The sequence below is a fragment of the Streptomyces sp. NPDC101118 genome, assembly GCF_044759445.1.
In the GTDB taxonomy this organism is placed as follows: Bacteria; Actinomycetota; Actinomycetes; order Streptomycetales; family Streptomycetaceae; genus Streptomyces.
Genome location: NZ_JBIVZG010000001.1, coordinates 103,940 through 128,091 on the forward strand (window position 1 = coordinate 103,940; position 24,152 = coordinate 128,091).

The window sequence follows — 24,152 nt, forward strand, 5'->3', positions numbered from 1 at the left end:
GGCACCGCGCCCCCTTGCCCGGAAGCGGGTCGTCTCACGCCCTGAACTCACAGGCCGAGCAGCCAGCGCCCGCCCCCGGTCAGCGAACAGAGGGAAACGGCGTGGAAGAAGAGGAGCCACACCACCGGGTGCACGTGGGTGAGCCGGCCCAGCTGGTCGGCGTCCGAGTCGGGCGCGCCCCCGTGCCGCCGCTGGGCGCCCAGCTCGAAGACCGGGCGCACGCCGCCGAGCAGCAGGAACCACACCACCCCGTACGCGAACAGCGCCTGGACGTCCGTCGGCGCGAGCCACGACACCAGCAGGAAGGCGCCTCCGGTCAGGACGACCGTCAGCACCCCGTACGCGTTCCTGATCATCACCAGCATCGCGGCGAGCAGGGCCGTCGCCGCCCACAGGAGCAGCGTGATCCGGTGCCCGGACAACAGCCAGGCGCCGCCGAGACCCAGCAGCGGGGGAGCGGTGTACCCGGCGGCGGCCGTGAGGATCATGCCGGGACCGGTCGGGCGGCCGCGGCTGACGGTCAGGCCGCTGGTGTCCGAGTGCAGCCGGATCCCGGACAGCCGGCGGTTGGTGAGCACGGCGACCAGGCCGTGGCCGCCCTCGTGGGCGATGGTGATCGCGTTGCGCGACAGGCGCCACACGGGCCGCGGCGCGACGACGGCCAGGGCGGCCAGGGCGGTGGCCACGACCAGCCACGTGTCGGGTGCGGGCTGGAGCCCGGTGAGCCGGTCCCAGAGGCTGCCTATCGCGTTGCTGTCCATCTGGTGGCTGACTCCTTGCGTTCGGGGTCCGGGGACATGGCAGTGTGACAGGCATGTGCGGACGCTATGCAGCCAGTCGCGGACCGGAGGACCTGGCCGAGGTCTTCGGGATCGAGAAGTGGGAGCCCACGGAGGCCCTGGAGCCCGACTACAACGTGGCGCCCACCAAGGAGGTGTACGTCGTCCTCGACCGTCCTCTGAAGGACGCGCAGGACCCGCGCCCGGTTCGCCAGCTCCGCACGCTCAAGTGGGGACTGGTCCCCTCCTGGGCCAGGAACCCCGACGGCGCCGCCCGGATGATCAACGCACGGGCCGAGTCCCTGCACGAGAAGCCCTCCTTCCGGCGCCCCTTCGCCCAGCGCCGCTGCATCGTCCCGGCCGACGGCTACTACGAGTGGGTCACCGGCACGGACGAGCGGCAGCTGGAGGTCGAGGGGAAGCGGAAGCGCCCGCGCAAGCAGCCGTACTTCGTGCTGCCGGCCGACGGGTCGGTCTTCGCGATGGCGGGGATATACGAGTTCTGGCGCGACCGGACCCTGCCCGACGACCACCCGGCGGCCTGGTGGGTCACCTGCTCGGTGATCACCACGGAGGCGGAGACCGCCCCGCTGGGCGTCGCCCCGGCCGACGGCCCCGCGTCCCTGGCCGAGATACACCCGCGGATGCCCCTGATGCTCACCCCGGACCGCTGGGACGCCTGGCTCGACCCCCGGCAGGCCGACCTGGACCGGCTGCGCGGCCTGCTGGCCCCGCCCGCCGAGGGCCTGATGCGGGCCTACCCGGTCGCCACGGCCGTGAGCAACGTCCGCAACAACGGCCCCGAACTGCTGCACGAGCTCGCCGCGCCTGAGCTGGGCACCCTCTGGTGACGGGCAGGATGGGCCCGTGACGCCCTCCGCACCCCGCACCGCACCCCGCACCGAAACCGTCGACACCCCCGCGGGCGAGGCCAGGATCACCTGGCACCCGGCCCGCTCCGCCCGCCTCGTCCTGGCCCTCGGCCACGGCGCCGGCGGCGGCATCGAGGCCCGCGACCTCCAGGCCCTGGCGGCGGCCCTGCCCGCCCGCGGGATCACCGTGGCCCTGGTCGAACAGCCCTGGAGGGTGGCCGGCAAGAAGGTGGCCGCCGCGCCGAAGGTCCTCGACGAGGGCTGGCGGTCGCTCTGGCCCGCGCTCGCGGATCCCGGCCCGCCCGTCGTCGCAGGCGGCCGCAGCGCCGGCGCCCGGGTGGCCTGCCGCACCGGGGCGGAACTGGGCGCGCACGCCGTCCTGGCGCTGAGCTTCCCGCTGCACCCGCCCGGCAAGCCGGAGAAGTCCCGGGCCGACGAGCTCACCGGCGCGGGCCAGCCCACCCTGGTGGTCCAGGGCGCCCGGGACCCCTTCGGACGGCCGGAGGAGTTCCCGGAGGGCACGTACGAGCTGGTCGAGGTGCCCTTCGGCGACCACGGCTTCGCGGTGCCGAAGAAGGCGGAGCCGGGCCAGGAAGCGGCCCTGGGACTGATCGCCGGGGCGGTCGGGGACTGGCTGGAGCGGCTGGCGCCCTGACCCGGGCGCGTACGGCCCGTACGCACCGCGGTGGCGTCCCGTCGCGGTCCCGGCGGGCCGGGAGTGTTCCGGAAGGAGCCGGTCCATTCCCGGCCGGCGTGTGGTGACCGACACCTGACACACCCATGGGCCCGGGGGAATGTGCCGAAGGACCCCTCTGTTGTCCCAGACGTCGGTACGTACACGAAGTTCGCCAGAGGAGAGGGACCGCATGGGTTCGACCATCTGCCCCGACCGCCCGCAGGCCGCTGACCTGGGGGCATCCTCCAGCGATGGCTGGGCTCGCACGGTACTCCCGGCGCCCAGGCAGGCCCCTGTCCGGGCGGCGGACGGCCGGGAGGGTCGACTATTCTCCGATTCGAGCGGGTCCGCATACGGCCCCGCCACGGCGTTGGAGGAGGTGGGTCCTGTCACTGGCACCGACGACGGCCACGTGGAGGAGACGACCGCCGAGCGCAATGCGCGCTTCGAGCGGGACGCCCTCGGTTACCTCGACCAGATGTACTCGGCCGCGCTGCGCATGACGCGCAACCCCGCCGACGCGGAAGACCTCGTACAGGAGACGTACGCGAAGGCGTACGCGTCCTTCCACCAGTTCCGCGAGGGCACCAACCTCAAGGCGTGGCTGTACCGCATCCTGACGAACACCTTCATCAACTCCTACCGCAAGAAGCAGCGCGAGCCGCAGCGCAGTGCGGCGGAGGAGATCGAGGACTGGCAGCTGGCGCGCGCCGAGTCGCACATGTCGACCGGTCTGCGCTCCGCCGAATCGCAGGCACTCGACCACCTGCCCGATTCGGACGTGAAGGAAGCCCTCCAGGCCATTCCCGAGGAGTTCCGCATCGCCGTCTATCTCGCCGACGTAGAGGGCTTTGCGTACAAGGAGATCGCGGACATCATGGGTACACCCATCGGTACGGTCATGTCGCGACTGCACCGTGGCCGCCGCCAACTCCGCGGAATGCTCGAGGACTACGCCCGTGACCGCGGGCTGGTCCCGGCCGGCGCGGGAGAGTCGAACGATCGGAAAGGCTCGGGCTCATGAGCTGCGGAGAGCCGCACGAGACGGACTGCTCTGAGGTCCTGGACCACCTCTACGAGTTCCTTGACCACGAGATGCCGGACAGCGACTGCACGAAGTTCGAAACGCACTTCGGCGAATGCTCGCCCTGCCTGGAGAAGTACGGCCTCGAACAGGCCGTGAAGAAGCTGGTGAAGCGCTGCTGCGGGTCGGACGACGTCCCCAGTGACCTGCGCTCCAAGGTGATGGGCCGGATCGAGCTGATCCGCTCCGGCCAGGTCGTTCCCGACCAGGACATCACCGCGGGACCCGCCGCCGCGGGCCCCGCCACGACCTGAGCGCCCACTCGGGTTCCACCCGGGTGTTCACCCCGACGGACCCTCCTGGAACGTAACTTCGTTCACCCGAAGGTGCTAATCAGGGGGCACCCGGACGGCGCAATGTGAAAATGCGGCCCGACAGGTGGTCGGGCCCCATATTCTCCCCATTCGGTACTGCTGTTTCGATTCGGTACCGGGCTTGCCCAGGCACACGGGGAGGAGAGCGCCATGCGGGCACTTCCGCCGGGGGCGCGCGTCTATATCCTGTGCGCCGTTCTCGGCGCATTCGGCTGTTCCGCCCCCGCACTGTTCGATGCCGGCACCCCGTGGGTGACCGTCGGACTGCTCGCCGCGCTCTACCTCGCGGTGGAGCTGGTGCGGGTCTGCCCGGTCCTCGGGAGCCGGGTACCGGAGGGCATGGGCGCTTTCTTCCCCGTCGTCCTGGCCGCCGTCTTCCTCCTGCCGCCCGCCGCCGCGGCCCTCGTCGCCGCGCCGGGAGCCTTCGCCGGGAAGGTCGAGCAGCGGCCCGCGAAGGTCCGCCGGGTCTGGCACGCCGCCCAGCAGGCCGTCGCCGCCTGGGCCGCCGGACAGGCGTACGGACTCCTGCGCGGGCCCGCGGCCCTCGGCGCCGAAGGTCCGGCGCGCGTCCCCGACTTCCCGTACCTGCTGTTGCCGGCCGCGGCCGCCGCGGCCGGCTTCTGCCTCGTGCTCACCGCCCTGGACGGCGGCGTCCTGGCCCTGGCCGAGCGCCGGCCGGTCCGCGCAGCCCGGCACGGGCTGCTCCTGCGCTCCCTCGCCCCGTTCTGCGTACACGGCCTCGCCGGGCTGATGATGGCCGTCCTCTGGCACAGCCCCTACGGGGCGCCCGCGGCGCTGCTCGTGCTGCTGCCGATGTACATCTCCTGCTGGGTCTTCGCCCAGTACCACCGCGAGCGCGCCGCCCACCAGGCCACCATCCGAGCCCTCGTCCAGGCCGTCGACATCAAGGACCGCTACACCCGGGGACACAGCGAACGGGTCGGCCAGGCCTCCGCGATGATCGCCCGCGAGCTGGGCATGCCGGAGGACCGGCTGGAGGTCGTGCGCTTCGCCGGCATCCTGCACGACGTCGGAAAGCTCGGCGTCCCCACCCGGCTGCTGCGCAAGGACGGCCCCCTGACCCCGGAGGAGCGCCGCGTCATCGAGCTCCACCCCGAGTACGGGCACGAGATGGTGCGCGGCATCGGCTTCCTCGGCGAGGCCCGCGCCGCGATCCTGCACCACCACGAGCGGGTCGACGGCTCCGGCTACCCCTACGGGCTGACCGGGGAACAGATCCCCGAGCTGGCCCGCGTGGTGGCCGTGGCCGACGCCTTCGACGCGATGACCTCCACCCGGTCCTACAGCAGGGCCCGGCCCGTGGAGACCGCGCTCGCCGAACTGCTGCGGTGCGCGGGCGCCCAGTTCGACCCCGCGATGGTGGGCGCGCTGCTGCGGGCCGTCGAGCGGGAGGGCTGGCACCCCGCGGTCACCTCGGACGAGGACACCGTGGCCGTGGCCGCCCCGCGCGGGCACGTGCCGGTGCCCCGCCCCGGCGGGCCCGCGGTGCCGCCCGCGGGCCGGGGGGCCGGGCGCGGAGCCGGGAGCCCCGGGGGAGGGGGCCGGTGAGGGCCCGGGGCGCGCGTACCGTCCGGTCCCGCGGGGCCACCGTGGCCCTGGTGCGGGGCGCGGCCGGCGCGCTGACCGTGGCCGGACTCGGGTGGACGCTCTGGCACGGCGTCGTGGAACCGGGCACCGCCCTCGCCTTCGGCGTCCTGATCACCATCGGCGAGCTGGCCCGCCGCGACTCCGCCGACGGCGCCGGGCACGCCCTGGCCGGCGGCCGCCAGCCCGCGCCGCTCGGCTCCGCCGGGGCCCTCGCGTACGCCCTGCTCGGCCAGAACGCCGGGCAGCCCACCCACCACGGGGTGCTCCAGATCGTCGCCGTGGTCGTGGCCGCCGCGCTGGTCGGGGTGGTCCCGCACGTGGCCCTGGGGCGCGGACCCGCCCTCGACCACGTGGCCCGCCGGGTGCTGACCGTCGCCTTCGCCGCCGTCTGCTTCCAGCCCCTCTACAACTCCGGCCGGCTGGAGGACCTGGTCGGCCAGGGCCCGTCGCTCGCGGTGTACCTGGTCCTGCTGCTCGGGCTGACCGCCCTGTGCGACGCGGTGCTGGCCGCCGCGCTGGCCGGGGCGCGCACGGGCTGGCCGTACGGGCCGCTGCTCCGCGACGAGCTGCGGGCCCTGCTGGGCATCGGCTCGGCGATCTGCGCCAGCGGAGTGGTGATGGCCCTCGGCGTGGCGGTGGCGGGCCTGTGGGCGCTGCCCGTGTTCAGCGTGCCGCTGCTGCTCACCCAGCTGTCCTTCCGGCGGATCTCCGCCATCCGCACGACGTACCGCCAGACCATCACCTCCCTGGCCCGCGCCACCGAGATCGCCGGCTACACGCGGCCGGGCCACTCCCGCCGGGTCGCCGCCCTCAGCTGCGCCGTCGGCCGCGAACTGGGTCTGTCGGAGCGCGAGCTGACGGTGCTGGAGTACGCGGCGCTGATGCACGACATCGGCCAGCTCTCCCTGGTCGACCCGGTGCCGAGCGGCGCCACCGCCGTGCTGCCCGCCGTCGAGCGGGAGCGGATCGCCCGGCTCGGCGGCGAGGTCGCCCGCCAGACCGGGGTGCCCGCGGAGGTGGCCGTCGTCGTGGAGCGGCAGGCCGAGCCGTACCGCGAGCAGCCGGTCGCGGCCAGGATCGTCCGGGCGGTCAACGCGTACGACGACCTCGTGGGCCCGGGCCGCCACCCGGGCGGCTCGCTGGCCGCCCTGGAGCACCTCAGACTGGGCACCGCCCACGACTACCAGCCGGAGGTCGTCGAGTGCCTGGCGCGGGTGCTGCAGCGCGGCGGGGGCCCGTCCGGGAGGGCCGGAGTCAGCGCCTTCCCGTACGGGTAACCCATGGGTAATGAGCGGCCGTCCGAGTGGGCATGGTTGGATGCGAAGTGAGAGAGTCCGCAAGGCTGCACCGTAGGTCCCCCAGGTAGCACTGGGGGTGCCCCCATAGGCGGGAATTGTGAGGATCTTCGGGAAGGTACGGCATCGGCCCTCCGCCTCGTGGCGGCAGGCGACCGACCGCGCGTTCACGCTGATCGGCGACGGCCGGTACGACGACGCCGGGGCGCTGCTGACGCGTGCCGCGGACCTCGAGCCCTGGCTCTCCGAGTCCTGGTTCAACCTGGCCCTGCTGCACAAGTTCCGGCACGACTGGGAACAGGCCAGGGCCGCAGGGCTGCGGGCCGTGGCTCTGCTCGACCGCGAGACCGGCGCCCCCGACTGGTGGAACGTGGGGATCGCGGCCACCGCGCTCCAGGACTGGCCGCTGGCGCGGCGCGCCTGGCAGGCGTACGGCCTGAAGGTGCCCGGCGACCCCCGAGGCGGGGCGTCCACGGGCGAGCCCGTGGGCATGGAGCTGGGCAGCGCGGCGGTGCGCCTGTCGCCCGAAGGCGAGGCGGAGGTCGTGTGGGGCCGGAGGCTCGATCCGGCCCGGATGGAGGTCCTCTCGATCCCGCTGCCGTCCTCCGGGCGCCGCTGGGGCGAGGTGGTCCTGCACGACGGCGTCCCGCACGGCGAGCGCGTGACGGCGGCCGGGCCCTCGTACCCGGTCTTCGACGAGATCGAGCTCTGGGCGCCCTCGCCGGTGCCCACCTGGGTGGTGCTGCTGGAGGCGGCCACCGAGGCGGACCGCGACGCCCTGGAGCAGCTGGCCTCGGACGCCGGCTTCGCCGCGGAGGACTGGTCCTCGTCCGTGCGGCTGCTCTGCCGGACCTGCTCGGAGAGCGCCATGCCCAGCGGCGAGGGCGACGGCGAGCACGTGGACCCGCACGACCACAGCGAACCGGGCCATCCCGGCCCCCTGGGGCACCGTACGGCCGGTTCCGGCTCCCTGTGGGTGCCGGAGCGCGAATGCGGCATCGCGGCCCCCGCGGGGCTGGTACGCGGCCTCCTGGACGGCTGGGTGGCCGACAGCCCCGACACCCGGGAGTGGCGGGACCTCGAAGAGGTCTGCTGACCTCGCAGGACCCCGTCCCGGAGGGGTTCCCGGCAGGTGCCCCGGCGCGGGCGCCTGCCCGTAGGCTGTACGGGTACAGACGGTGACTTGAGGGAAGGCGTAGCGCGGACATGGCCCAGCAGGAGACGGAGCAGCAGGTCGACGAGGTCAACGACGGATACGTCGTGGACACCGAGGACTGCGAGGCGCGCGAGCTCGCCCACCGCGAGCGCGGCACCGCCCGCCCGATCACCGTGGTCGGCAACCCCGTCCTGCACCGCGAGTGCAAGGACGTCACCGAGTTCGGCGACGAGCTCGCCTCGCTGATCGACGACATGTTCGCCAGCCAGAAGGCCGCCGAGGGCGTGGGCCTGGCCGCCAACCAGATCGGCGTGGACCTGAAGGTCTTCGTGTACGACTGCCCGGACGACGAGGGCGTGCGGCACACCGGCGTGGTGGTCAACCCGAAGCTCGTCGAGCTGCCGGCCTCGGCGCGGGTCCTGGACGACTCGAACGAGGGCTGCCTCTCCGTCCCCACCGCCTACGCCTCGCTGGCCCGCCCGGACTACGCCGAGGTGACCGGCCAGGACGCCCAGGGCAACCCGATCAAGGTCCGCGGCACCGGCTACTTCGCCCGCTGCCTCCAGCACGAGACGGACCACCTGTACGGCTACCTCTACATCGACCGCCTGTCGAAGCGCGACCGCAAGGACGCCCTGCGCCAGATGGAAGAGGGCACGCCGCGCTACGAGACCGTCCCGAACGCGTAGTCGCCGCCGCGCGGTCTCAGGCGGCCCGCGGGCCGCGGAACGTCCTGCGGAAGGCGTTGGGCGTGGTGCCCAGCGCCCGCAGGAAGTGGTGGCGCAGTGCCGCCGCGCTCCCGAAGCCGCAGCGGCCGGCGATGGCGTCGACCGTGTCGTCCGTCGACTCCAGCAACTCCTGCGCCAGCAGCACCCGCTGGCGCAGGACCCACTGGTACGGCGTGGTCCCGGTCTCCTGGAGGAAGCGCCGGGCGAAGGTGCGCGGGGACATGTGCGCGCGCTCGGCGAGCTGCTCGACGGTGATCTCCTCGTCGAGGTGCCGGACCATCCAGTCCAGGGTGTCCCCGACCATGTCGCAGGCGGTGCGGGGCAGCGGCCGCTGGATGTACTGGGCCTGGCCGCCGTCCCGGTGCGGCGGTACGACCATGCGCCGCGCGATGGTGTTGGCGACCTCCGCCCCGTGGGCCTGCCGCACCAGGTGCAGGCAGGCGTCGATGCCCGAGGCCGTGCCGGCCGCCGTGACGACCGGGCCCTCGTCGACGTACAGCACGTCCGGGTCCACCCGGGCCAGCGGGTACTTCTCCCGGAGCGCGGCGGCGTGCATCCAGTGCGTGGTGCACCGGCGCCCGTCGAGCAGCCCGGCGGCCCCCAGTACGAACGCCCCGCTGCACACGCTGAGTACGCGCGCCCCGCGGTCCACGGCGGCGCGCAGCGCGGCCAGCAGGGGCTCGGGGTAGTCCCGTGCGGGAGCCTGCCGGTCGGCGGGCAGGCAGATCAGGTCGGCCTCGGCGAGCCGATCCGTCCCGTACCGGGTGCCGATGGTGAACAGCTGGTCGCCGCCGACCACCTGGGGCTCCTCGACCCCGCAGACGGCGAAGTCGTAGACGGGCAGCCCCATCTCGCTGCGGTCGATCCCGAAGACCTCGCAGAAGATGCCGAGTTCGAAGGGGGCGACTCCGTTGACCAGGGCGACGGCGACGTTCTTGAGTTCGGGAGCAGCCTTCAGCATGCGCCCAGTGTGGCAGTAATTCGATGTCTTGCGACAGTCCTGCCACTGTCCGGATCTTCGCCGGCGCCGGAGAGTGGGCACATGAACACGTTCCTGGACTACCTCACCGTGCTGACCGTCCTCACCCTCCTGTCGGCCCCCGCCCTCCACGGCCTGCTCCGTGAACGCCGGACCGACCGGCAGCTGCGCGGGGCAGCCGCCGGCCGGTCCGGGGCGGATACGGTCCGGGCTCGGACTCAGAAGTCCTCGTCCAGGTCGACCGTGCCCTCCACGGCGACCTGGTAGGCCGACGGGCGGCGCTCGAAGAAGTTGGTCAGCTCCTGGACGCCCTGGAGCTCCATGAAGGAGAAGGGGTTCTCGGAGCCGTAGACCGGGGCGAAGCCCAGGCGGACCAGGCGCTGGTCGGCCACGCACTGGAGGTACTCGCGCATGGACTCGGTGTTCATGCCCGGCAGGCCGTCGCCGCACAGGTCACGGCCGAACTGCAGCTCGGCCTCGACGGCCTCCTTGAGCATGTCGGTGACCTGCTGTCGCAGCGTGTCGTCGAAGAGCTCCGGCTCCTCCTTGCGGACGGTGTCGATGACCGCGAAGGCGAAGTCCATGTGGCAGCTCTCGTCCCGGAACACCCAGTTGGTGCCGGTGGCCAGGCCGTGCAGCAGGCCGCGGCTGCGGAACCAGTACACGTAGGCGAAGGCGCCGTAGAAGAACAGGCCCTCGATGCACGCCGCGAAGCAGATCAGGTTCAGCAGGAAGCGGCGGCGGTCGGCGGCCGTCTCCAGCTGGTCGATCTTCTCGACGGAGTCCATCCACTTGAAGCAGAACTGCGCCTTCTCGCGGATCGAGGGGATGTTCTCGACCGCCGCGAAGGCCGCCGAGCGGTCCTCCGGGTCGGGCAGGTAGGTGTCCAGCAGCGTCAGGTAGAACTGGACGTGCACGGCCTCCTCGAAGAGCTGGCGCGACAGGTACAGGCGCGCCTCCGGGGAGTTGATGTGCTTGTACAGCGTCAGGACCAGGTTGTTCGCCACGATCGAGTCGCCGGTCGCGAAGAACGCGACCAGGCGGCCGATCATGTGCTGCTCGGCCGGGGTGAGCTTGGCCAGGTCCGCCACGTCGGAGTGGAGGTCGACCTCCTCCACCGTCCAGGTGTTCTTGATCGCGTCCCGGTAGCGCTCGTAGAAGTCCGGGTAGCGCATCGGGCGCAGCGTCAGCTCGAAGCCCGGGTCGAGGAGGTTCTGGGATCGGGTGGTGCTCACTGGCAGGCCTCGCAGGACTCGGGGTTCTCAAGGGAGCAGGCCAGCGCGTCGGCGTCGACGGCCTGCGGGAGGGGAGTGGCGGCGGCGGGGACGGCCGTGCCGGAGGCCGCGCGGGCGATCTTCGTCGCCGGGCGCGAGCGCAGGTAGTACGTGGTCTTCAGGCCCTGCTTCCAGGCGTACGCGTACATCGAGCTGAGCTTGCCGATGGTGGGCGTCTCCAGGAACAGGTTCAGCGACTGGCTCTGGTCGAGGAACGGCGTACGGGCCGCCGCCATGTCGATCAGGCCGCGCTGCGGGATCTCCCAGGCGGTGCGGTACAGCTCGCGCACCTCGGCCGGGATCCAGTTGAAGCCCTGCACCGAGCCGGAGGCGTCGCGCAGCGCCTCGCGGGTCTGCGCGTCCCACACGCCGAGCTTCTTCAGCTCCTCCACCAGGTAGCCGTTGACCTGGAGGAACTCGCCGCTGAGGGTCTCGCGCTTGAAGAGGTTGGAGACCTGCGGCTCGATGCACTCGTAGACGCCGGCGATGGACGCGATGGTCGCGGTCGGGGCGATGGCGAGGAGCAGCGAGTTGCGCATGCCGGTCTTCGCCACGCGGGCGCGCAGAGCGTCCCAGCGCTCGGGCCAGTTCAGCTCGACGCCGTAGTGGTCGGGGTGCAGCACGCCCTGGGCGGTACGGGTCTCGGCCCAGGCAGGCAGCGGGCCGCTGCGCTCGGCCAGGTCGCAGGAGGCCTCGTACGCGGCGAGCATGATCCGCTCGGCGATCTTCGTGGAGAGCGCCTTGGCCTCGGGGGAGTCGAAGGGCAGCCGCAGCTTGAAGAAGACGTCCTGGAGGCCCATCGCGCCCAGGCCGACCGGGCGCCACTTGGAGTTGGAGCGGCCGGCCTGCTCGGTCGGGTAGAAGTTGATGTCCACGACCCGGTCGAGGAAGGTCACCGCGGTGCGGACGGTCTCGTCCAGGCGGGCCCAGTCGATGTCCTGGATCTCCGGGTGGACGAAGGCGCCCAGGTTGACCGAGCCGAGGTTGCAGACCGCGGTCTCGTCGTCGTTGGTGACCTCGATGATCTCGGTGCAGAGGTTCGAGGAGTGCACGACGCGGCCGGGCAGCGCGGTCTGGTTCGCGGTGCGGTTGGAGGCGTCCTTGAAGGTCATCCAGCCGTTGCCGGTCTGCGCGAGGGTGCGCATCATCCGGCCGTACAGGTCGCGGGCCGGCATGGTCTTGCGGGCCAGGCCGGCCGCCTCGGCCTTGCGGTAGGCGGCGTCGAACTCGTCGCCGTACAGGTCGACCAGCTCGGGGACGTCGGCCGGGGAGAACAGCGACCACTCGGCGTCGGCGTTCACGCGGCGCATGAACTCGTCCGGGATCCAGTGGGCCAGGTTGAGGTTGTGGGTGCGGCGCGCGTCCTCGCCGGTGTTGTCGCGGAGCTCCAGGAACTCCTCGATGTCCGCGTGCCAGGTCTCCAGGTAGACCGCGGCGGCGCCCTTGCGGCGGCCGCCCTGGTTCACGGCGGCGACGGAGGCGTCGAGGGTCTTCAGGAACGGGACGATGCCGTTGGAGTGCCCGTTGGTGCCGCGGATCAGCGAACCGCGGGCGCGGATGCGGGAGTACGAGAGACCGATGCCGCCCGCGTGCTTCGAGAGGCGCGCGACCTGGTGGTAGCGGCCGTAGATCGAGTCCAGCTCGTCCAGCGGGGAGTCCAGCAGGTAGCAGGAGGACATCTGCGGGTGGCGGGTGCCGGAGTTGAAGAGCGTCGGGGAGGACGGGAGGTAGTCCAGGCGGCTCATCAGGCGGTACAGCGAGGCGACTTCCTCGACGGCCTCGATGCTGTCGTCCGCGGCGAGGCCGCAGGCCACGCGCAGCATGAAGTGCTGGGGGGTCTCGACGACCTGGCGGGTGATCGGGTGACGCAGCAGGTAGCGGCTGTGCAGGGTGCGCAGGCCGAAGAAGCCGAAGCGGTCGTCGGCGCCCTCGGCGGTGGCGGCCTCGACGAGGTGGTCGAGGCGGGCCGCGTGGAGGCTGACGAACTCGGCGGTGCGGTCGGCGATCAGGCCCTCGCGGTGGCCCACGGCGACGGAGGCGGAGAAGGACGTCGCGCCCTGGCCGGTGGCTTCGTCGGCGATGGCGAGCGTCAGGAGCCGGGCGGCGAGCCGGGAGTAGGCCGGGTCCTCGGAGATGAGCCCCGCGGCCGCCTCGGTGGCGAGCCCCCGCAGTTCGGCCTCGTCCGCGTCGGCGCTCCGGCCGCGGAGCGCGGCGGCGGCGACCCGGCCGGGGTCCGTGTCGGGGAGGTCGGCGGTGAGGTCGGTGAGGGTGCGCAGCAGCGCGGTGCCGGGGCCTTCGGCCTCGGACGGGTCGGACTCGGCGCGCGGTGCGGCAGGCGCGATGGTCACGGTGGGGGGCTCTCCCTCGCTCGGCTCCGGCCTTCGGGGCGGGGCGTGCGGGGGCGCATGCGGGCGTGGCAGGTGCGCGTGCTCCGCATGGCGTCCACCGGCCCAACCGCGAGGCCCGGACGTGGTCGGCGCCCGGTTCGGTCGACCCGGGCGCGCCGTCGGCAGGTCTTCGGACTGGGAGTGCGCGTATACGTGCACTTCATACCGTTGCGGGACAGTTCCGGATTCGCACCGGATTCCCCTGCGGCGACAGCGAGGATGAGCATACATGTGGGGGCGGTGGTCTGTGTGACCCCCTAGATGTTGTGTCGGCCGCGACGGGGAGTCCCTGTGTCGTGCCTCTCCGCTATCGTCGGAGACAGCACCGTCGAGGAAGGCGAGCGAGGCATGACCGCCATGACTGACCGTCCCCACATGCTGACCGAAGAGTTCGAGCACCTGGCGCGCGTAGCGGAGCGCGAGACGGAGGGGCTGCGACTGGAATTCATCGGTGGGGTACTGAGGAGCAAGGCCATGCCGGACGGGGACCACGGACGGATCATCCAGTGGCTCACGCGCATCTGCATTCAGCATCACCCCGAGCTCTGGCTGCACGTGGGGCAGGGGATCAAGGCGGAGCAGTACCGCGAGGGCCGGGCCATCCCGGACGGGGTTCTGGCGCACCAGGATGCGTTCGTGGGGCAAGGGGACTGGGCGGACCCCGGCCCGATCCTCATGGCCGTGGAAGTGACCTCCTGGGACTCGGACACCGAGCGGCGTGACCGGATCGAGAAGCCGCGCGCCTATGCGGAGACCGGCATCCCTGTCTACCTGCTGATCGATCGCCTCAAGTGTCAGGTGCTCGTCCACAGCGACCCGGATGGCGAGGGCTACGAGACGGTGCGCACCGTTCCCTTCGGCAAGGACGTCATGCTCCCCGACCCCGTCAACATCACCCTCCAGACCGAACCCCTCAAGGACTGGGTGCGCTGACCGGCGGGGCCTACAGGTCCAGTCCGTACGTCAGCAGTTCCAGCTGAGGGATCGGCGACCAGTCGCGTTCCGGGGTGCGGGTGAAGCCCAGGCGTTCGTAGAGGCGCTGGGCGCCCCGCATCGCCGGCTGGGTGGACATCACGATGCGGGTGACGCCCTCGGTGGCGCGGGCGCGGTCGATGCAGGCGCGTACGAGGGCCTCGCCGGCGCCCCGGCCGCGGCCCTCGCGGGCCACGGCCAGCATCCGGAACTCCGCCTCGCCGGCGCCGGCGATGTCGCACAGCTCGCTGCCCGGGGGCGCGTAGGCGACGCCGCCCAGCAGGCGGTCGTCCGCGACGGCGACCAGGATCTCGCCGTGGGAGGCCCGGCCGGCCACGTCCCGCAGGGTGTTCGCGTAGTCGTCCGTCTCGTTCTGGTCGAGCAGGCCGTCCTTCAGGTAGGCCTGGGCGGTGATCTCGCCCAGTTCCGCGTACTCGTCCGGCCGGGCTTCCCTGATCACGATGTCCATGGCGTCCAGTGTGCAGCAGCCGTACGGCGGAGGGCCGCCACCGCGTGGTGCGGTGACGGCCCTCCGGTGGCACCCCGGGCCCGGGGTGCGGCTCAGCAGCAGCGGAAGCCCTCGCGCGGGTCGCCCTCGCGGGCGTCCGTGCGGGCCCGCTCGAACTCCCGGCGGGTCGGGACGGGAGCGTCCGGGTCGTGGCCGCGGGCGTGGGCGACGTGGCGCTCGTACGCCGCCTCGCCGGTGAACTCGCGGACGTAGAACCGGATCCGGCCCAGCAGGCCTGCCGCGGTCATGAGGAGACCGGCTCCTTCACGCGGCCGCCGCCCGAGTCGAGGCCCGCGGCGGCGAGCTCGGCCTTCTCCTCGGCCGTGGCGATCAGACCGGCGGGGGCGATGATCTTCGACTCGACGTACGGCGTCTCGTGCAGCACCACCGACTCCGGCTTGCGGACGGCCTTCAGGCACACCCACAGTGCGTCGAACAGCACCACCAGGATCAGGATCGCGAACAATGCGCACAGCACGCCGTCGACCGTGGAGTTGGTGACCACCGTGTGCATGTCGTCCATGGACTTGGCGGGCGGCAGCACCTTGTCCGCGTCGATGCCGGCCAGGTACTTGTCGCGCTGGGCGAAGAAGCCGACCCGCGGGTCCTCGGAGAAGACCTTCTGGTAGCTCGCGGTGAGCGTCACGGCCGTGTCCCAGGCCAGCGGGACGCCCGTCACCCAGGCCCACTTCAGGCGGCCGGACTTCACCAGCAGCGTGGTGCAGACGGCCAGGGCGACGGCGGCCAGCAGCTGGTTGGCGATGCCGAAGAGCGGGAAGAGCTGGTTGATGCCGCCCAGGGGGTCGTTCACGCCGACCCACAGGAAGTAGCCCCATGCGCCGCAGACGAGCGCGCTCGCGATCCAGACGCCGGGCTTCCAGCTGACCTGCCGGAACGGCTTGTAGACGTTGCCGAGGGTGTCCTGGAGCATGAACCGGCCCACGCGGGTGCCCGCGTCCAGGGTGGTGAGGATGAACAGCGCCTCGAACATGATCGCGAAGTGGTACCAGAAGGCCTTCATCCCGGCACCGCCGACCACGGCCGAGAAGATCTCGGACATGCCCAGGGCGAAGGTCGGCGCACCACCCGTGCGCGAGAGCAGGGTGGCCTCCTCCACGTCCTTGGCGGCCTGCGCCAGGGCCTCGGGGGAGATGGTGAAGCCCAGGCCCGCGATGGCCTCCGAGGCGGACTGCACGGTGGTGCCGACCACGCCCGCGGGGGAGTTGACCGCGAAGAAGAGGCCGGGCTCGATGATGCAGGCGGCGATCATGGCCATCACGGCCACGAAGGACTCGGTCAGCATCGCGCCGTAGCCGATCATCCGGACCTGGGTCTCCTTCTGGACCATCTTCGGGGTGGTGCCCGAGGAGACCAGGGAGTGGAAGCCGGAGAGGGCGCCGCACGCGATGGTGATGAAGACGAACGGGAACATCGACCCGGCGAAGACCGGCCCGTCGCCGCGCGACGCGAACGACGTGACGGCGTCCATCTTCAGCGTCGGCATCGCGATGACCACGCCCAGCGCCAGCAGCGCGATGGTGCCGACCTTCATGAAGGTGGACAGGTAGTCGCGCGGGGCGAGCAGCAGCCACACCGGCAGCACCGAGGCCAGGAAGCCGTACCCGACCATCCAGAGCACCAGCGTGGTCGGCTTCAGGGTGAAGAACTCGGCCCAGGAGGACTCCGCGACCCAGCCGCCGGCGACGAGCGCGAGCAGCAGCAGGGCGACGCCGATGAGCGAGACCTCGGTGACCCGGCCCGGCCGCAGCACGCGCAGGTAGACGCCCATGAAGAGGGCGATCGGGATGGTCATGCCGATGGAGAAGACGCCCCACGGGGAGTGCGAGAGCGCGTTGACGATGACCAGCGCCAGCACGGCCAGCAGGATGATCATGATGGCGAAGACCGCGATCAGGGCGGCGGCTCCGCCCACCGGGCCGATCTCCTCGCGCGCCATCTGGCCGAGCGAGCGGCCGTCGCGGCGGGTGGAGAAGAACAGGGTCACCATGTCCTGCACGGCGCCGGCGAAGATCACGCCGACGACGATCCAGATGGTGCCTGGCAGGTAGCCCATCTGGGCCGCCAGCACCGGGCCGACCAGCGGGCCGGCGCCCGCGACGGCGGCGAAGTGGTGGCCGAAGAGCACCCGGCGGTCCGTCGGGTGGAAGTCGACACCGTTGTCAAGGCGTTCGGCGGGGGTGGCCCGCGTCTTGTCGACGCCGAGTACGCGGTGGGCGATGAAGCGGGAGTAGAAGCGGTACCCGATGGCGTACGAGCCCAGGGCCGCGGCGAGCATCCACGCGGCCGAGACCTCCTCGCCCCGGGAGAGCGCGAGTACGGTCCAGCCCACCGCGCCGACCAGCGCCACCAGCGCCCAGACGGCGACGGACTTCGGCGTCAGGCGGCCGGACGGACCCGGCCGCGGAGACGGAGAAGGCGAGCCCGCCGTACCGGCCGAGCCCGCCGTGTTCCCTTGTGTACCTGTTGATTCCGGTTCCGGCATGACCCTCGTCCCCTCGTGATCATCTGCGCAATCGCAGGGAATCTACGGGGAGCGGACCGCCGGGCGTAAGACCCCGTCCGCAATCCGGTACGGGGTCCCCGGTGTCCGGGCAGGTCAGGCCGCCGGAGGCGGCGGGCCGCCCGGAGCGGCGCCGGCGGATGTGTCAGGTCGCCGGAGGCGTCAGGCCGACGGGGGCGCCGGCCGCTTCAGCCGCGCGACGAACTTGTACCGGTCGCCGCGGTAGACCGACCGCACCCACTCCACCGGCTCGCCGTCGGCGTCGAGGGAGTGCCGGGACAGCATCAGCATGGGCAGGCCGACGTCGGTGCCGAGCAGGCCGGCCTCGCGCGGGGTGGCCAGGGAGGTCTCGATCGTCTCCTCGGCCTCCGCCAGGTGGACGTCGTACACCTCGGCGAGGGCGGTGTAGAGCGACGTGTACTTGACGAGCGAGCGGCGCAGGGCCGGGAAGCGCTTGGCCGAGAGGTGCGTGGTCTCGATGGCCATGGGCTCGCCGCTGGCCAGGCGCAGGCGCTCGATGCGCAGGACCCGGCCGCCGGGGGCGATCTTGAGCAGCCCGGCGAGGGTGTCGTCCGCGGTCACGTAGCCGATGTCGAGCAGCTGGGACGTCGGCTCCAGGCCCTGGGCGCGCATGTCCTCGGTGTAGGAGGTCAGTTGGAGCGCCTGGGAGACCTTGGGCTTGGCGACGAACGTGCCCTTGCCCTGGATCCGCTCCAGGCGCCCCTCGACCACCAGCTCCTGGAGCGCCTGCCGGACGGTGGTCCGGGAGGTGTCGAATTCGGCCGCGAGGGTGCGCTCCGGGGGCACCGGGGTGCCCGGAGGGAGCGTTTCGGTCATATCGAGCAAATGCCGCTTGAGTCGGTAGTACTTGGGCACGCGGGCGGTACGTGTGGCCGCCCCGCCCTCGGGCTCGGTAAGCGCCCCTTCGGTGGCCATCGCCGCCGTCCTTCCCGACTCCAGTTTCACAGCCGTCACCGGCTCCTCCGTCTCTTGCGGTCACATCGTGACACGGGCCGGAGCACGGACGTCGCCCCTCCCTGAGGTGTCGGTCCGGTAACGGACTGGCACCTCGTTTATTAGACCCTTGACACCCCCAAAGGTCTAGGCCAAGCTCCAGGCTACTGGTCTAAACCAATATGGATCAGATCCCGGCCCCACGGCAGTACTTGGCGTATTTCACGTACGGCGGGCAGGGGGAGTGCAGGCATCCCTGAGGAGGGTGGCGTGAAGCGCAAGCTCATCGCGGCGGTTGGTGTCGCGGGCATGGTCATCGGTCTGGCGGCGTGCGGTGGCACCGACGGCAAGAAGGAGGGCGGCGACAAGGCCTCCGGCGCCAAGGAGCTGACTGTCTGGCTGACCGTCGACGCGCAGAACAACTGGCCGGACCTGGTCAAGGCCGCCGACGACGCGATCATCGCGAAGCACCCGGGCCTGAAGGTCAAGCACGAGTACTACGGCTGGCCGGACAAGAACGCCAAGCTCGATGCCGTGCTCGCCACGGACAAGGCTCCGGACGTTGTCGAGATGGGCAACTCCGAGATGATCGGCTACATGTCGACCGGTGCCTTCGCCGAGGTCGACCCGTCCAAGTTCGACAACTCCGCGCAGTGGCTCGACGCCCTGAAGGAGTCCGTCACGTACGACGGCAAGACCTACGGCGTCCCCTACTACGCCGGTGGCCGCGTCGGCACCTGGCGCAAGGACATAGCCGCCGAGGCGGGCGTCAAGGCCGCCCCGAAGACCTGGGCCGAGCTGTCCGCCGCGCTCGACGCGATCCAGAAGAAGAAGGGCGCCAAGTTCAGCGCCTGGTACCAGCCCTCGCCGGACTGGTACGCGGCCATGTCCTTCGTCTACGACGCGGGCGGCGCCATCGCCAAGAACGAGGGCGGCCAGTGGAAGTCCTCCCTGTCCTCCCCCGAGTCGCTCAAGGGTCTCAAGCAGTACAAGGAGATCCTCGACAAGTACATGCACGCCGACAAGACCAAGGACGAGGCCGACCGCCCGGTCGTCTTCGGCCAGGGCAACTCCGCCGCGATCTTCGCCGCGGCGTGGGAGGGCGGCACCGCGGCCACCCCGGAGAACGACAAGGTCGGCAAGCTCGCCGACAAGCTCGAGAACTTCGTGATGCCCGGCCCGAACGGCAAGAACCTCCCCGTCTTCCTCGGCGGCTCCGACCTGGCGATCCCGTCCAAGTCCGACGCCCAGGACATCGCGGCCGAGTGGATCAACGCCTTCACCGGCGCCAAGGGCCAGGCCGGCCTCATCGCCAAGGGCAACCTGCCGAACAACAAGACGGACCTCGGCCCGCTGAAGGCCGACCCGAAGACCCAGGTCGCCGCCACCGCGGCCGAGTCCTCCTGGTTCGTCCCCACCGCTCCGGGCTGGGGCCAGGTCGAGAAGGCCAAGGTCCTGCAGACCATGCTCCAGGAGATCGGCACCGGCAAGAAGTCGGTCGAGGACGCGGCCAAGGCCGCCGACGCCGCGATCGACAAGGTCATCAACACCAAGTGACCTGACCGGGCAGGGCCCCGCCGCTCCGGCGGGGCCCTGCTGCCCGTACCAAGAGAGGGACCCCTGAGGAGCGCGCGATGAGTGCCGCACAGACCACCACCGCCGATCTGCCACCGGCGAAGGAAACGCCTTCATCCAAAGCCGCGACCGGGAGTACGGGCACGCCGCGCAGCGGGGACCGCCGCGGGGGCTCCGTGACCCCCTGGCTGCTGCTGGCCCCCTGCCTGCTGGTCATCGTGCTGGTCATGGGATACCCGCTGCTGCGCCTGGTCTCCCTCTCCTTCCAGAGCTTCGGCAAGTCCGAGCTGTGGGGCTTCAAGGACGCCGAGTGGGTCGGCTTCCAGAACTTCACCGCCATCCTCGGCGACGGAGAGTTCTGGGCCGTGGTCCTGCGCACCGCCCTCTTCGCCGGCGGCGCGGTCGTCCTGACCATGGTCCTCGGCATGCTGATCGCCCTGCTGCTCCAGCGGGTCTCCGGCTGGGTCAAGGCCCTCATCAGCATCGCCCTCGTGGCGAGCTGGGGCATGCCCATCATCGTGGCCACCGCCGTCTTCAAGTGGCTCTTCGACGCCGACTACGGGGTGCTCAACTACCTGCTGAGCAAGCTGCCGGGCGTCGAGATGATCGGCCACAACTGGTTCGCCAGCGGCCCCCAGGGCCTCGCGGTGATCATGCTCCTGGTGGTCTGGGGCGCGGTCCCGTTCGTGGTCATCACCCTCAGCGCCGGCCTCACCCAGGTGCCCAAGGAGCTGGAGGAGGCCGCGCGCCTCGACGGCGCCGGTGCGTGGGGCGTGTTCCGCCACGTCACCCTCCCGATCCTCAAGCCGATCATCGTCATGCTGACGACCCTCTCGGTGATCTGGGACATGGGTGTCTTCCCGCAGGTCTTCGTCATGCGCAACGGCAATCCCGAGGCCGAGTTCCAGCTGCTGACGACGTACTCGTACCAGAAGGCCTTCGTCGTCAACGACTACTCCGGCGGCTCCGCGATCGCCCTCGTGACCGTCCTGCTCCTGCTGGGCGTCGTCGCCGTCTACATGCGCCAGATGCTCAAGATCGGAGAGGTGGAGTGACCTCGACCGCCGCGACCCCGCGCCTCGCCCGCCGCAAGGGCTTCAGGAAGTCCAAGCTCGGCTGGAACCTCCTCGGCCTCCTGGTCTTCGTCACCGCCGGCTTCCCCGTCTACTGGATGCTCAACACGGCGTTCAAGCCCGCCAAGGACGCCATCGACCCGGACCCGCACTTCTTCCCCCACACCTGGACCCTGGACAACTTCCGGCGCGCGCTCGACATCGCCGACTTCTGGGGCCCGGTCGGGCGCTCCATGCTGGTCTCGTCCGTCGTGGTCGTCATCGGCATCCTGGTCGGCATGCTGGCCGCCCTCGCCATCTCCCGGTTCGCCTTCCGCGGCCGGAAGATCGTGATCGTCGGCATCCTCGCCGTCCAGATGGTCCCGCTCGTCGCGATGATCATCCCAGTCTTCCTGCTCCTGAACGACCTCGGTCAGTACGACAAGCTGACCGGCCTGATCATCACGTACCTGACCTTCATCCTCCCGTTCACGGTGTGGACCCTCCGCGGCTTCATCGTCAACATCCCCAAGGAGCTGGAGGAGGCCGCGATGGTCGACGGCTGCACGCCGACCGGCGCCTTCCTCCGCGTGGTCTTCCCGCTGCTCGCCCCCGGCATGGTCGCCACCTCCGTCTACGGCTTCATCCAGGCGTGGAACGAGTACCTGTACGCCCTGATGCTGATGAGCCAGCAGAACCAGACGGCCACCGTCTGGCTCGGCAACTTCACCACGAAGAACGGCACCGAGTTCGCCCCGATGATGGCCGGCTCCACCATGATGGCCGTGCCGATCGTCGTGCTGTTCCTCATCGTCCAGCGCAAGATGGCCGCGGGCCTCACCGCGGGCGCAGTGAAGGGATGACCCTCCCGATGACGATCACCGCCCACCACACGGACACCGTGACCCGCGACGCCCTGGCCGTGCTCCAGCCCGGCTTCCTGGGCACCACCGCCCCCGACTGGCTGCTCCGCCGGGTCGGCGAAGGGCTCACCGCGGTCGGCCTGTTCGGCCGCAACATCACCTCGCCGGGCCAGCTGGCCGCGCTCACCGCGCAGCTGCGGGCCGAGCGGGACGACGTACTGGTCGCCATCGACGAGGAGGGGGGCGACGTCACGCGCCTGGAGGTGCGCGACGGTTCCTCCTTCCCCGGCAACCTCGCCCTCGGCGCGGTCGACGACACCGGCCTGACCCACGAGGTGGCCCGCGAGCTCGGCCGCCGCCTCGCGGCCTGCGGGGTCAACCTCAACTGGGCCCCCTCCGCGGACGTCAACTCCAACCCGGACAACCCGGTCATCGGCGTACGGTCCTTCGGCGCCGACACCCGCCTCGCCGCCCGGCACACCGCCGCCTACGTCGAGGGCCTCCAGGCCGCCGGCGTCGCCGCGTGCACCAAGCACTTCCCGGGCCACGGCGACACCAGCGTGGACTCCCACCACGCCCTGCCGCGCATCGACGCGGACCTGGACACCCTGTACGCCCGCGAACTCGTGCCCTTCAAGGCCGCGATGGCCGCCGGCACCAAGGCCGTCATGAGCGCGCACATCCTGCTGCCCGCGCTCGACCCCACCCGCCCGGCGACCCTCAGCCCGCAGATCCTCACCGGCCTGCTCCGCGAGGAGCTGGGCTACCAGGGCCTGATCGTCACCGACGGCATGGAGATGAACGCCATCGCCGGCACGTACGGCATCGAGCGGGGCTCCGTCCTCGCCATCGCCGCCGGCGCCGACGCGATCTGCGTCGGCGGCGGGCTCGCCGACGAGGAGACCGTGCTGCGACTGCGCGACGCGCTGGTCGCGGCCGTGCGCGAGGGAAGCCTGCCCGAGGAGCGGCTCGCCGATGCCGCTGCGCGGGTGCGCGCCCTCGCGGACTGGACCCGGCGGGCCCGGGTGGCCGACGGGCCGGGCGCGTCCGGCAAGGAGGGGAACGCGCCCGGCACGGCGGACATCGGCCTCGTCGCCGCCCGCCGCGCGGTACGGGTCACCCGCACCGCCGAGGTGACGGTGAAGGCCCCGTACGTCGCCACGCTCAGCCCGGTCGCGAACATCGCGGTCGGCGACGAGACCCCCTGGGGCCTCGCCGGACCGCTGGCCGCCCTGCTGCCGGACACCACCGCGGGGACGTACGCCGAGGGCCCGGACGTGGCCGGCGCGATCCTGGCCGCCTCGGGCGACCGTACGGTCGTGCTCGTCGTGCGCGACGCGCACCGGCACCCATGGATGACCGCCGCCCTCGACGCCGTGCTCGCCGCCCGGCCCGGGACGGTCGTGGTCGAGATGGGTCTGCCGCGTGCCGAGCCCCGCGGGGCGGTGCACATCGCCACGCACGGCGCCGCCCGCGTCTGCGGCACGGCCGCGGCCGAGGTGATCGCGGGGCTCTGACCCCGCCCGTACCCCGGCGGGGGCCGGGCGCCCGAGGAGGGGCGCCCCGTCCCCGCCGTTCCAGGCACGTACGGCGACCAGGCGCCGTACGGAAGGGCACCGGGACCGCCCCCGGGCAGCGGCGCGTCCCGGACACGCGGAAGGGCCCGGCTCCCCCAGGAGCCGGGCCCTTCCGTCGTGCGGAGCGGGGCCGTGGGGCCCTCGCGCCTACAGGCCCTGCCAGGCGGGCTTGTTGGCGAAGGTGTGCCGGAAGTAGTCCGCCAGCTTCAGCTTCGAGGCGGCCGCCTCGTCGACCACGACGGTGGCGTGCCGGTGCAGCTGCAGCGCGGAGGCCGGGACGAGCGAGGACACCGGGCCCTCGACCGTCTGGGCCACGGCCTCGGCCTTGCCCTCGCCGGTGGCCAGCAGCACCAGGTGGCGCGCGTCGAGGATGGTGCCTATGCCCTGGGTGATGACGTGGTGGGGCACCTGGTCGATGTCGTCGTCGAAGAAGCGCGCGTTGTCCACGCGGGTCTGCTCGGTGAGCGTCTTGATGCGGGTGCGCGAGGCGAGCGAGGAGCAGGGCTCGTTGAAGCCGATGTGTCCGTCGGTGCCGATGCCGAGCAGCTGGAGGTCGACGCCGCCGGCCTCGGCCAGCGCCGCGTCGTACGCCTCGCAGGCGCCCACGATGTCCTCGGCGGTGCCGTCGGGGCCCATGAAGGAGGCCTCGGACAGGCCCAGGGGCTCGACGACCTCGCGCAGGACCACGGAACGGTAGGACTCCGGGTGCCCGGCCGGCAGGCCGACGTACTCGTCGAGCTGGCAGATGCGGGCACGGGTGACGTCGACCTCGCCGCCGCGGACCTTGGCGGCGAGGGCCTCGTAGATGGGCAGCGGGGTCGAGCCGGTCGCCACGCCGAGCAGGGCGTCGGGCTTGCGGCGTACCAGGGAGGCCATGGCCTCCGCGATGAGCTCTCCGCCCGCCTTCGCGTCCGGGACGATGACAACTTCCACGCTGGGCCTGCCGATCTGGGAGAAGGAAGTCTTGGTGGTATAGAC

Annotated in this window: 23 protein-coding genes and 1 riboswitch; of the genes, 14 read left to right on the forward strand and 9 right to left on the reverse strand. The window is 71.8% G+C overall.

Annotated features, from left to right (window positions below; translation table 11 throughout):
• Positions 1–47: 47 nt before the first annotated feature.
• A complete protein-coding gene (locus ACIQUQ_RS00460) occupies positions 48–761 on the reverse strand; it encodes a M50 family metallopeptidase (RefSeq protein ID WP_403969409.1) in 714 nt (237 codons plus the stop codon).
• Between the two features lie 53 nt (positions 762–814).
• On the opposite strand from ACIQUQ_RS00460, the gene ACIQUQ_RS00465 reads away from it, so the two are divergent.
• From ACIQUQ_RS00465 to def, 8 genes are all read left to right on the forward strand, one after another.
• Entirely contained in the window at positions 815–1,630 is an 816-nt protein-coding gene (locus ACIQUQ_RS00465) for an SOS response-associated peptidase (RefSeq protein WP_403969412.1), read from the forward strand.
• A gap of 16 nt (positions 1,631–1,646) precedes the next feature.
• The gene (locus ACIQUQ_RS00470) at positions 1,647–2,306 is read left to right on the forward strand and encodes an alpha/beta family hydrolase (protein ID WP_403969415.1); all 660 of its coding nucleotides are present in this window, start codon (positions 1,647–1,649) and stop codon (positions 2,304–2,306) included.
• 400 nt (positions 2,307–2,706) lie between these two features.
• Positions 2,707–3,351 carry a sigma-70 family RNA polymerase sigma factor gene (locus tag ACIQUQ_RS00475; protein ID WP_403969418.1) on the forward strand — a complete coding sequence of 215 codons (645 nt, stop codon included), beginning with the start codon at positions 2,707–2,709 and terminating at the stop codon, positions 3,349–3,351.
• Positions 3,348–3,665 (forward strand): mycothiol system anti-sigma-R factor, encoded by a 318-nt coding sequence (rsrA, locus tag ACIQUQ_RS00480; protein WP_399945236.1) that lies wholly within the window; start codon positions 3,348–3,350, stop codon positions 3,663–3,665. The genes ACIQUQ_RS00475 and rsrA overlap by 4 nt, the downstream gene beginning before the upstream one ends.
• 210 nt (positions 3,666–3,875) lie before the next feature.
• On the forward strand, positions 3,876–5,294 hold the full coding sequence (locus ACIQUQ_RS00485) for an HD-GYP domain-containing protein (RefSeq protein WP_403969420.1): 1,419 nt from the start codon (positions 3,876–3,878) through the stop codon (positions 5,292–5,294).
• Positions 5,291–6,610 (forward strand): HD-GYP domain-containing protein, encoded by a 1,320-nt coding sequence (locus tag ACIQUQ_RS00490; RefSeq protein ID WP_403969423.1) that lies wholly within the window; start codon positions 5,291–5,293, stop codon positions 6,608–6,610. Before ACIQUQ_RS00485 ends, ACIQUQ_RS00490 begins: the two co-directional genes overlap by 4 nt.
• Before the next feature lie 118 nt (positions 6,611–6,728).
• Positions 6,729–7,724 (forward strand): tetratricopeptide repeat protein, encoded by a 996-nt coding sequence (locus ACIQUQ_RS00495; RefSeq protein WP_403662539.1) that lies wholly within the window; start codon positions 6,729–6,731, stop codon positions 7,722–7,724.
• A gap of 110 nt (positions 7,725–7,834) precedes the next feature.
• The gene (gene def, locus ACIQUQ_RS00500) at positions 7,835–8,473 is read left to right on the forward strand and encodes a peptide deformylase (RefSeq protein ID WP_403969426.1); all 639 of its coding nucleotides are present in this window, start codon (positions 7,835–7,837) and stop codon (positions 8,471–8,473) included.
• A 16-nt stretch (positions 8,474–8,489) separates the two neighbouring features.
• Here def and ACIQUQ_RS00505 read toward each other — a convergent pair whose 3' ends face one another.
• Complete coding sequence (locus tag ACIQUQ_RS00505; protein WP_403969429.1) at positions 8,490–9,473, reverse strand: helix-turn-helix domain-containing protein; 984 nt, start codon at positions 9,471–9,473, stop codon at positions 8,490–8,492.
• A gap of 81 nt (positions 9,474–9,554) precedes the next feature.
• On the opposite strand from ACIQUQ_RS00505, the gene ACIQUQ_RS00510 reads away from it, so the two are divergent.
• Complete coding sequence (locus ACIQUQ_RS00510; protein ID WP_403969432.1) at positions 9,555–9,758, forward strand: hypothetical protein; 204 nt, start codon at positions 9,555–9,557, stop codon at positions 9,756–9,758.
• Here ACIQUQ_RS00510 and ACIQUQ_RS00515 read toward each other — a convergent pair.
• Both ACIQUQ_RS00515 and ACIQUQ_RS00520 read right to left on the reverse strand, forming a co-directional pair.
• Positions 9,710–10,666 (reverse strand): ribonucleotide-diphosphate reductase subunit beta, encoded by a 957-nt coding sequence (locus ACIQUQ_RS00515; protein WP_403970510.1) that lies wholly within the window; start codon positions 10,664–10,666, stop codon positions 9,710–9,712. The genes ACIQUQ_RS00510 and ACIQUQ_RS00515 overlap by 49 nt on opposite strands.
• A gap of 56 nt (positions 10,667–10,722) precedes the next feature.
• The gene (locus ACIQUQ_RS00520) at positions 10,723–13,113 is read right to left on the reverse strand and encodes a ribonucleoside-diphosphate reductase subunit alpha (RefSeq protein WP_403969435.1); all 2,391 of its coding nucleotides are present in this window, start codon (positions 13,111–13,113) and stop codon (positions 10,723–10,725) included.
• A gap of 164 nt (positions 13,114–13,277) precedes the next feature.
• A riboswitch (cobalamin riboswitch) is annotated at positions 13,278–13,354 on the reverse strand.
• A gap of 146 nt (positions 13,355–13,500) precedes the next feature.
• Here ACIQUQ_RS00520 and ACIQUQ_RS00525 point away from each other — a divergent pair.
• On the forward strand, positions 13,501–14,085 hold the full coding sequence (locus ACIQUQ_RS00525) for a Uma2 family endonuclease (RefSeq protein WP_403969438.1): 585 nt from the start codon (positions 13,501–13,503) through the stop codon (positions 14,083–14,085).
• Between the two features lie 10 nt (positions 14,086–14,095).
• Here the strand turns inward: ACIQUQ_RS00525 and ACIQUQ_RS00530 are convergent, their stop codons facing one another.
• The 4 genes from ACIQUQ_RS00530 to ACIQUQ_RS00545 all read right to left on the reverse strand — a co-directional run bounded on the left by ACIQUQ_RS00530 (position 14,096) and on the right by ACIQUQ_RS00545 (position 18,089).
• The gene (locus tag ACIQUQ_RS00530) at positions 14,096–14,593 is read right to left on the reverse strand and encodes a GNAT family N-acetyltransferase (RefSeq protein WP_403969441.1); all 498 of its coding nucleotides are present in this window, start codon (positions 14,591–14,593) and stop codon (positions 14,096–14,098) included.
• Between the two features lie 92 nt (positions 14,594–14,685).
• Positions 14,686–14,880: a YbdD/YjiX family protein gene (locus ACIQUQ_RS00535; protein WP_399945264.1), complete on the reverse strand. Its 195-nt coding sequence runs from the start codon at positions 14,878–14,880 to the stop codon at positions 14,686–14,688.
• Positions 14,877–17,135: a carbon starvation CstA family protein gene (locus tag ACIQUQ_RS00540; protein ID WP_403969445.1), complete on the reverse strand. Its 2,259-nt coding sequence runs from the start codon at positions 17,133–17,135 to the stop codon at positions 14,877–14,879. The genes ACIQUQ_RS00535 and ACIQUQ_RS00540 overlap by 4 nt, the downstream gene beginning before the upstream one ends.
• A gap of 180 nt (positions 17,136–17,315) precedes the next feature.
• Positions 17,316–18,089: a GntR family transcriptional regulator gene (locus ACIQUQ_RS00545; RefSeq protein WP_403662515.1), complete on the reverse strand. Its 774-nt coding sequence runs from the start codon at positions 18,087–18,089 to the stop codon at positions 17,316–17,318.
• A gap of 288 nt (positions 18,090–18,377) precedes the next feature.
• Between ACIQUQ_RS00545 and ACIQUQ_RS00550 the strand changes: the two genes are divergently transcribed.
• The 4 genes from ACIQUQ_RS00550 to ACIQUQ_RS00565 all read left to right on the forward strand — a co-directional run bounded on the left by ACIQUQ_RS00550 (position 18,378) and on the right by ACIQUQ_RS00565 (position 23,114).
• On the forward strand, positions 18,378–19,664 hold the full coding sequence (locus ACIQUQ_RS00550; protein ID WP_403969448.1) for an extracellular solute-binding protein: 1,287 nt from the start codon (positions 18,378–18,380) through the stop codon (positions 19,662–19,664).
• Between the two features lie 77 nt (positions 19,665–19,741).
• Complete coding sequence (locus ACIQUQ_RS00555; RefSeq protein ID WP_403969450.1) at positions 19,742–20,737, forward strand: carbohydrate ABC transporter permease; 996 nt, start codon at positions 19,742–19,744, stop codon at positions 20,735–20,737.
• The gene (locus ACIQUQ_RS00560; RefSeq protein WP_403662510.1) at positions 20,734–21,597 is read left to right on the forward strand and encodes a carbohydrate ABC transporter permease; all 864 of its coding nucleotides are present in this window, start codon (positions 20,734–20,736) and stop codon (positions 21,595–21,597) included. The genes ACIQUQ_RS00555 and ACIQUQ_RS00560 overlap by 4 nt, the downstream gene beginning before the upstream one ends.
• A gap of 8 nt (positions 21,598–21,605) precedes the next feature.
• A complete protein-coding gene (locus ACIQUQ_RS00565) occupies positions 21,606–23,114 on the forward strand; it encodes a glycoside hydrolase family 3 protein (RefSeq protein WP_403969453.1) in 1,509 nt (502 codons plus the stop codon).
• 207 nt (positions 23,115–23,321) lie between these two features.
• Here ACIQUQ_RS00565 and nagB read toward each other — a convergent pair whose 3' ends face one another.
• Positions 23,322–24,107 (reverse strand): glucosamine-6-phosphate deaminase, encoded by a 786-nt coding sequence (nagB, locus tag ACIQUQ_RS00570; protein WP_403970513.1) that lies wholly within the window; start codon positions 24,105–24,107, stop codon positions 23,322–23,324.
• Between the last annotated feature and the right edge of the window lie 45 nt (positions 24,108–24,152).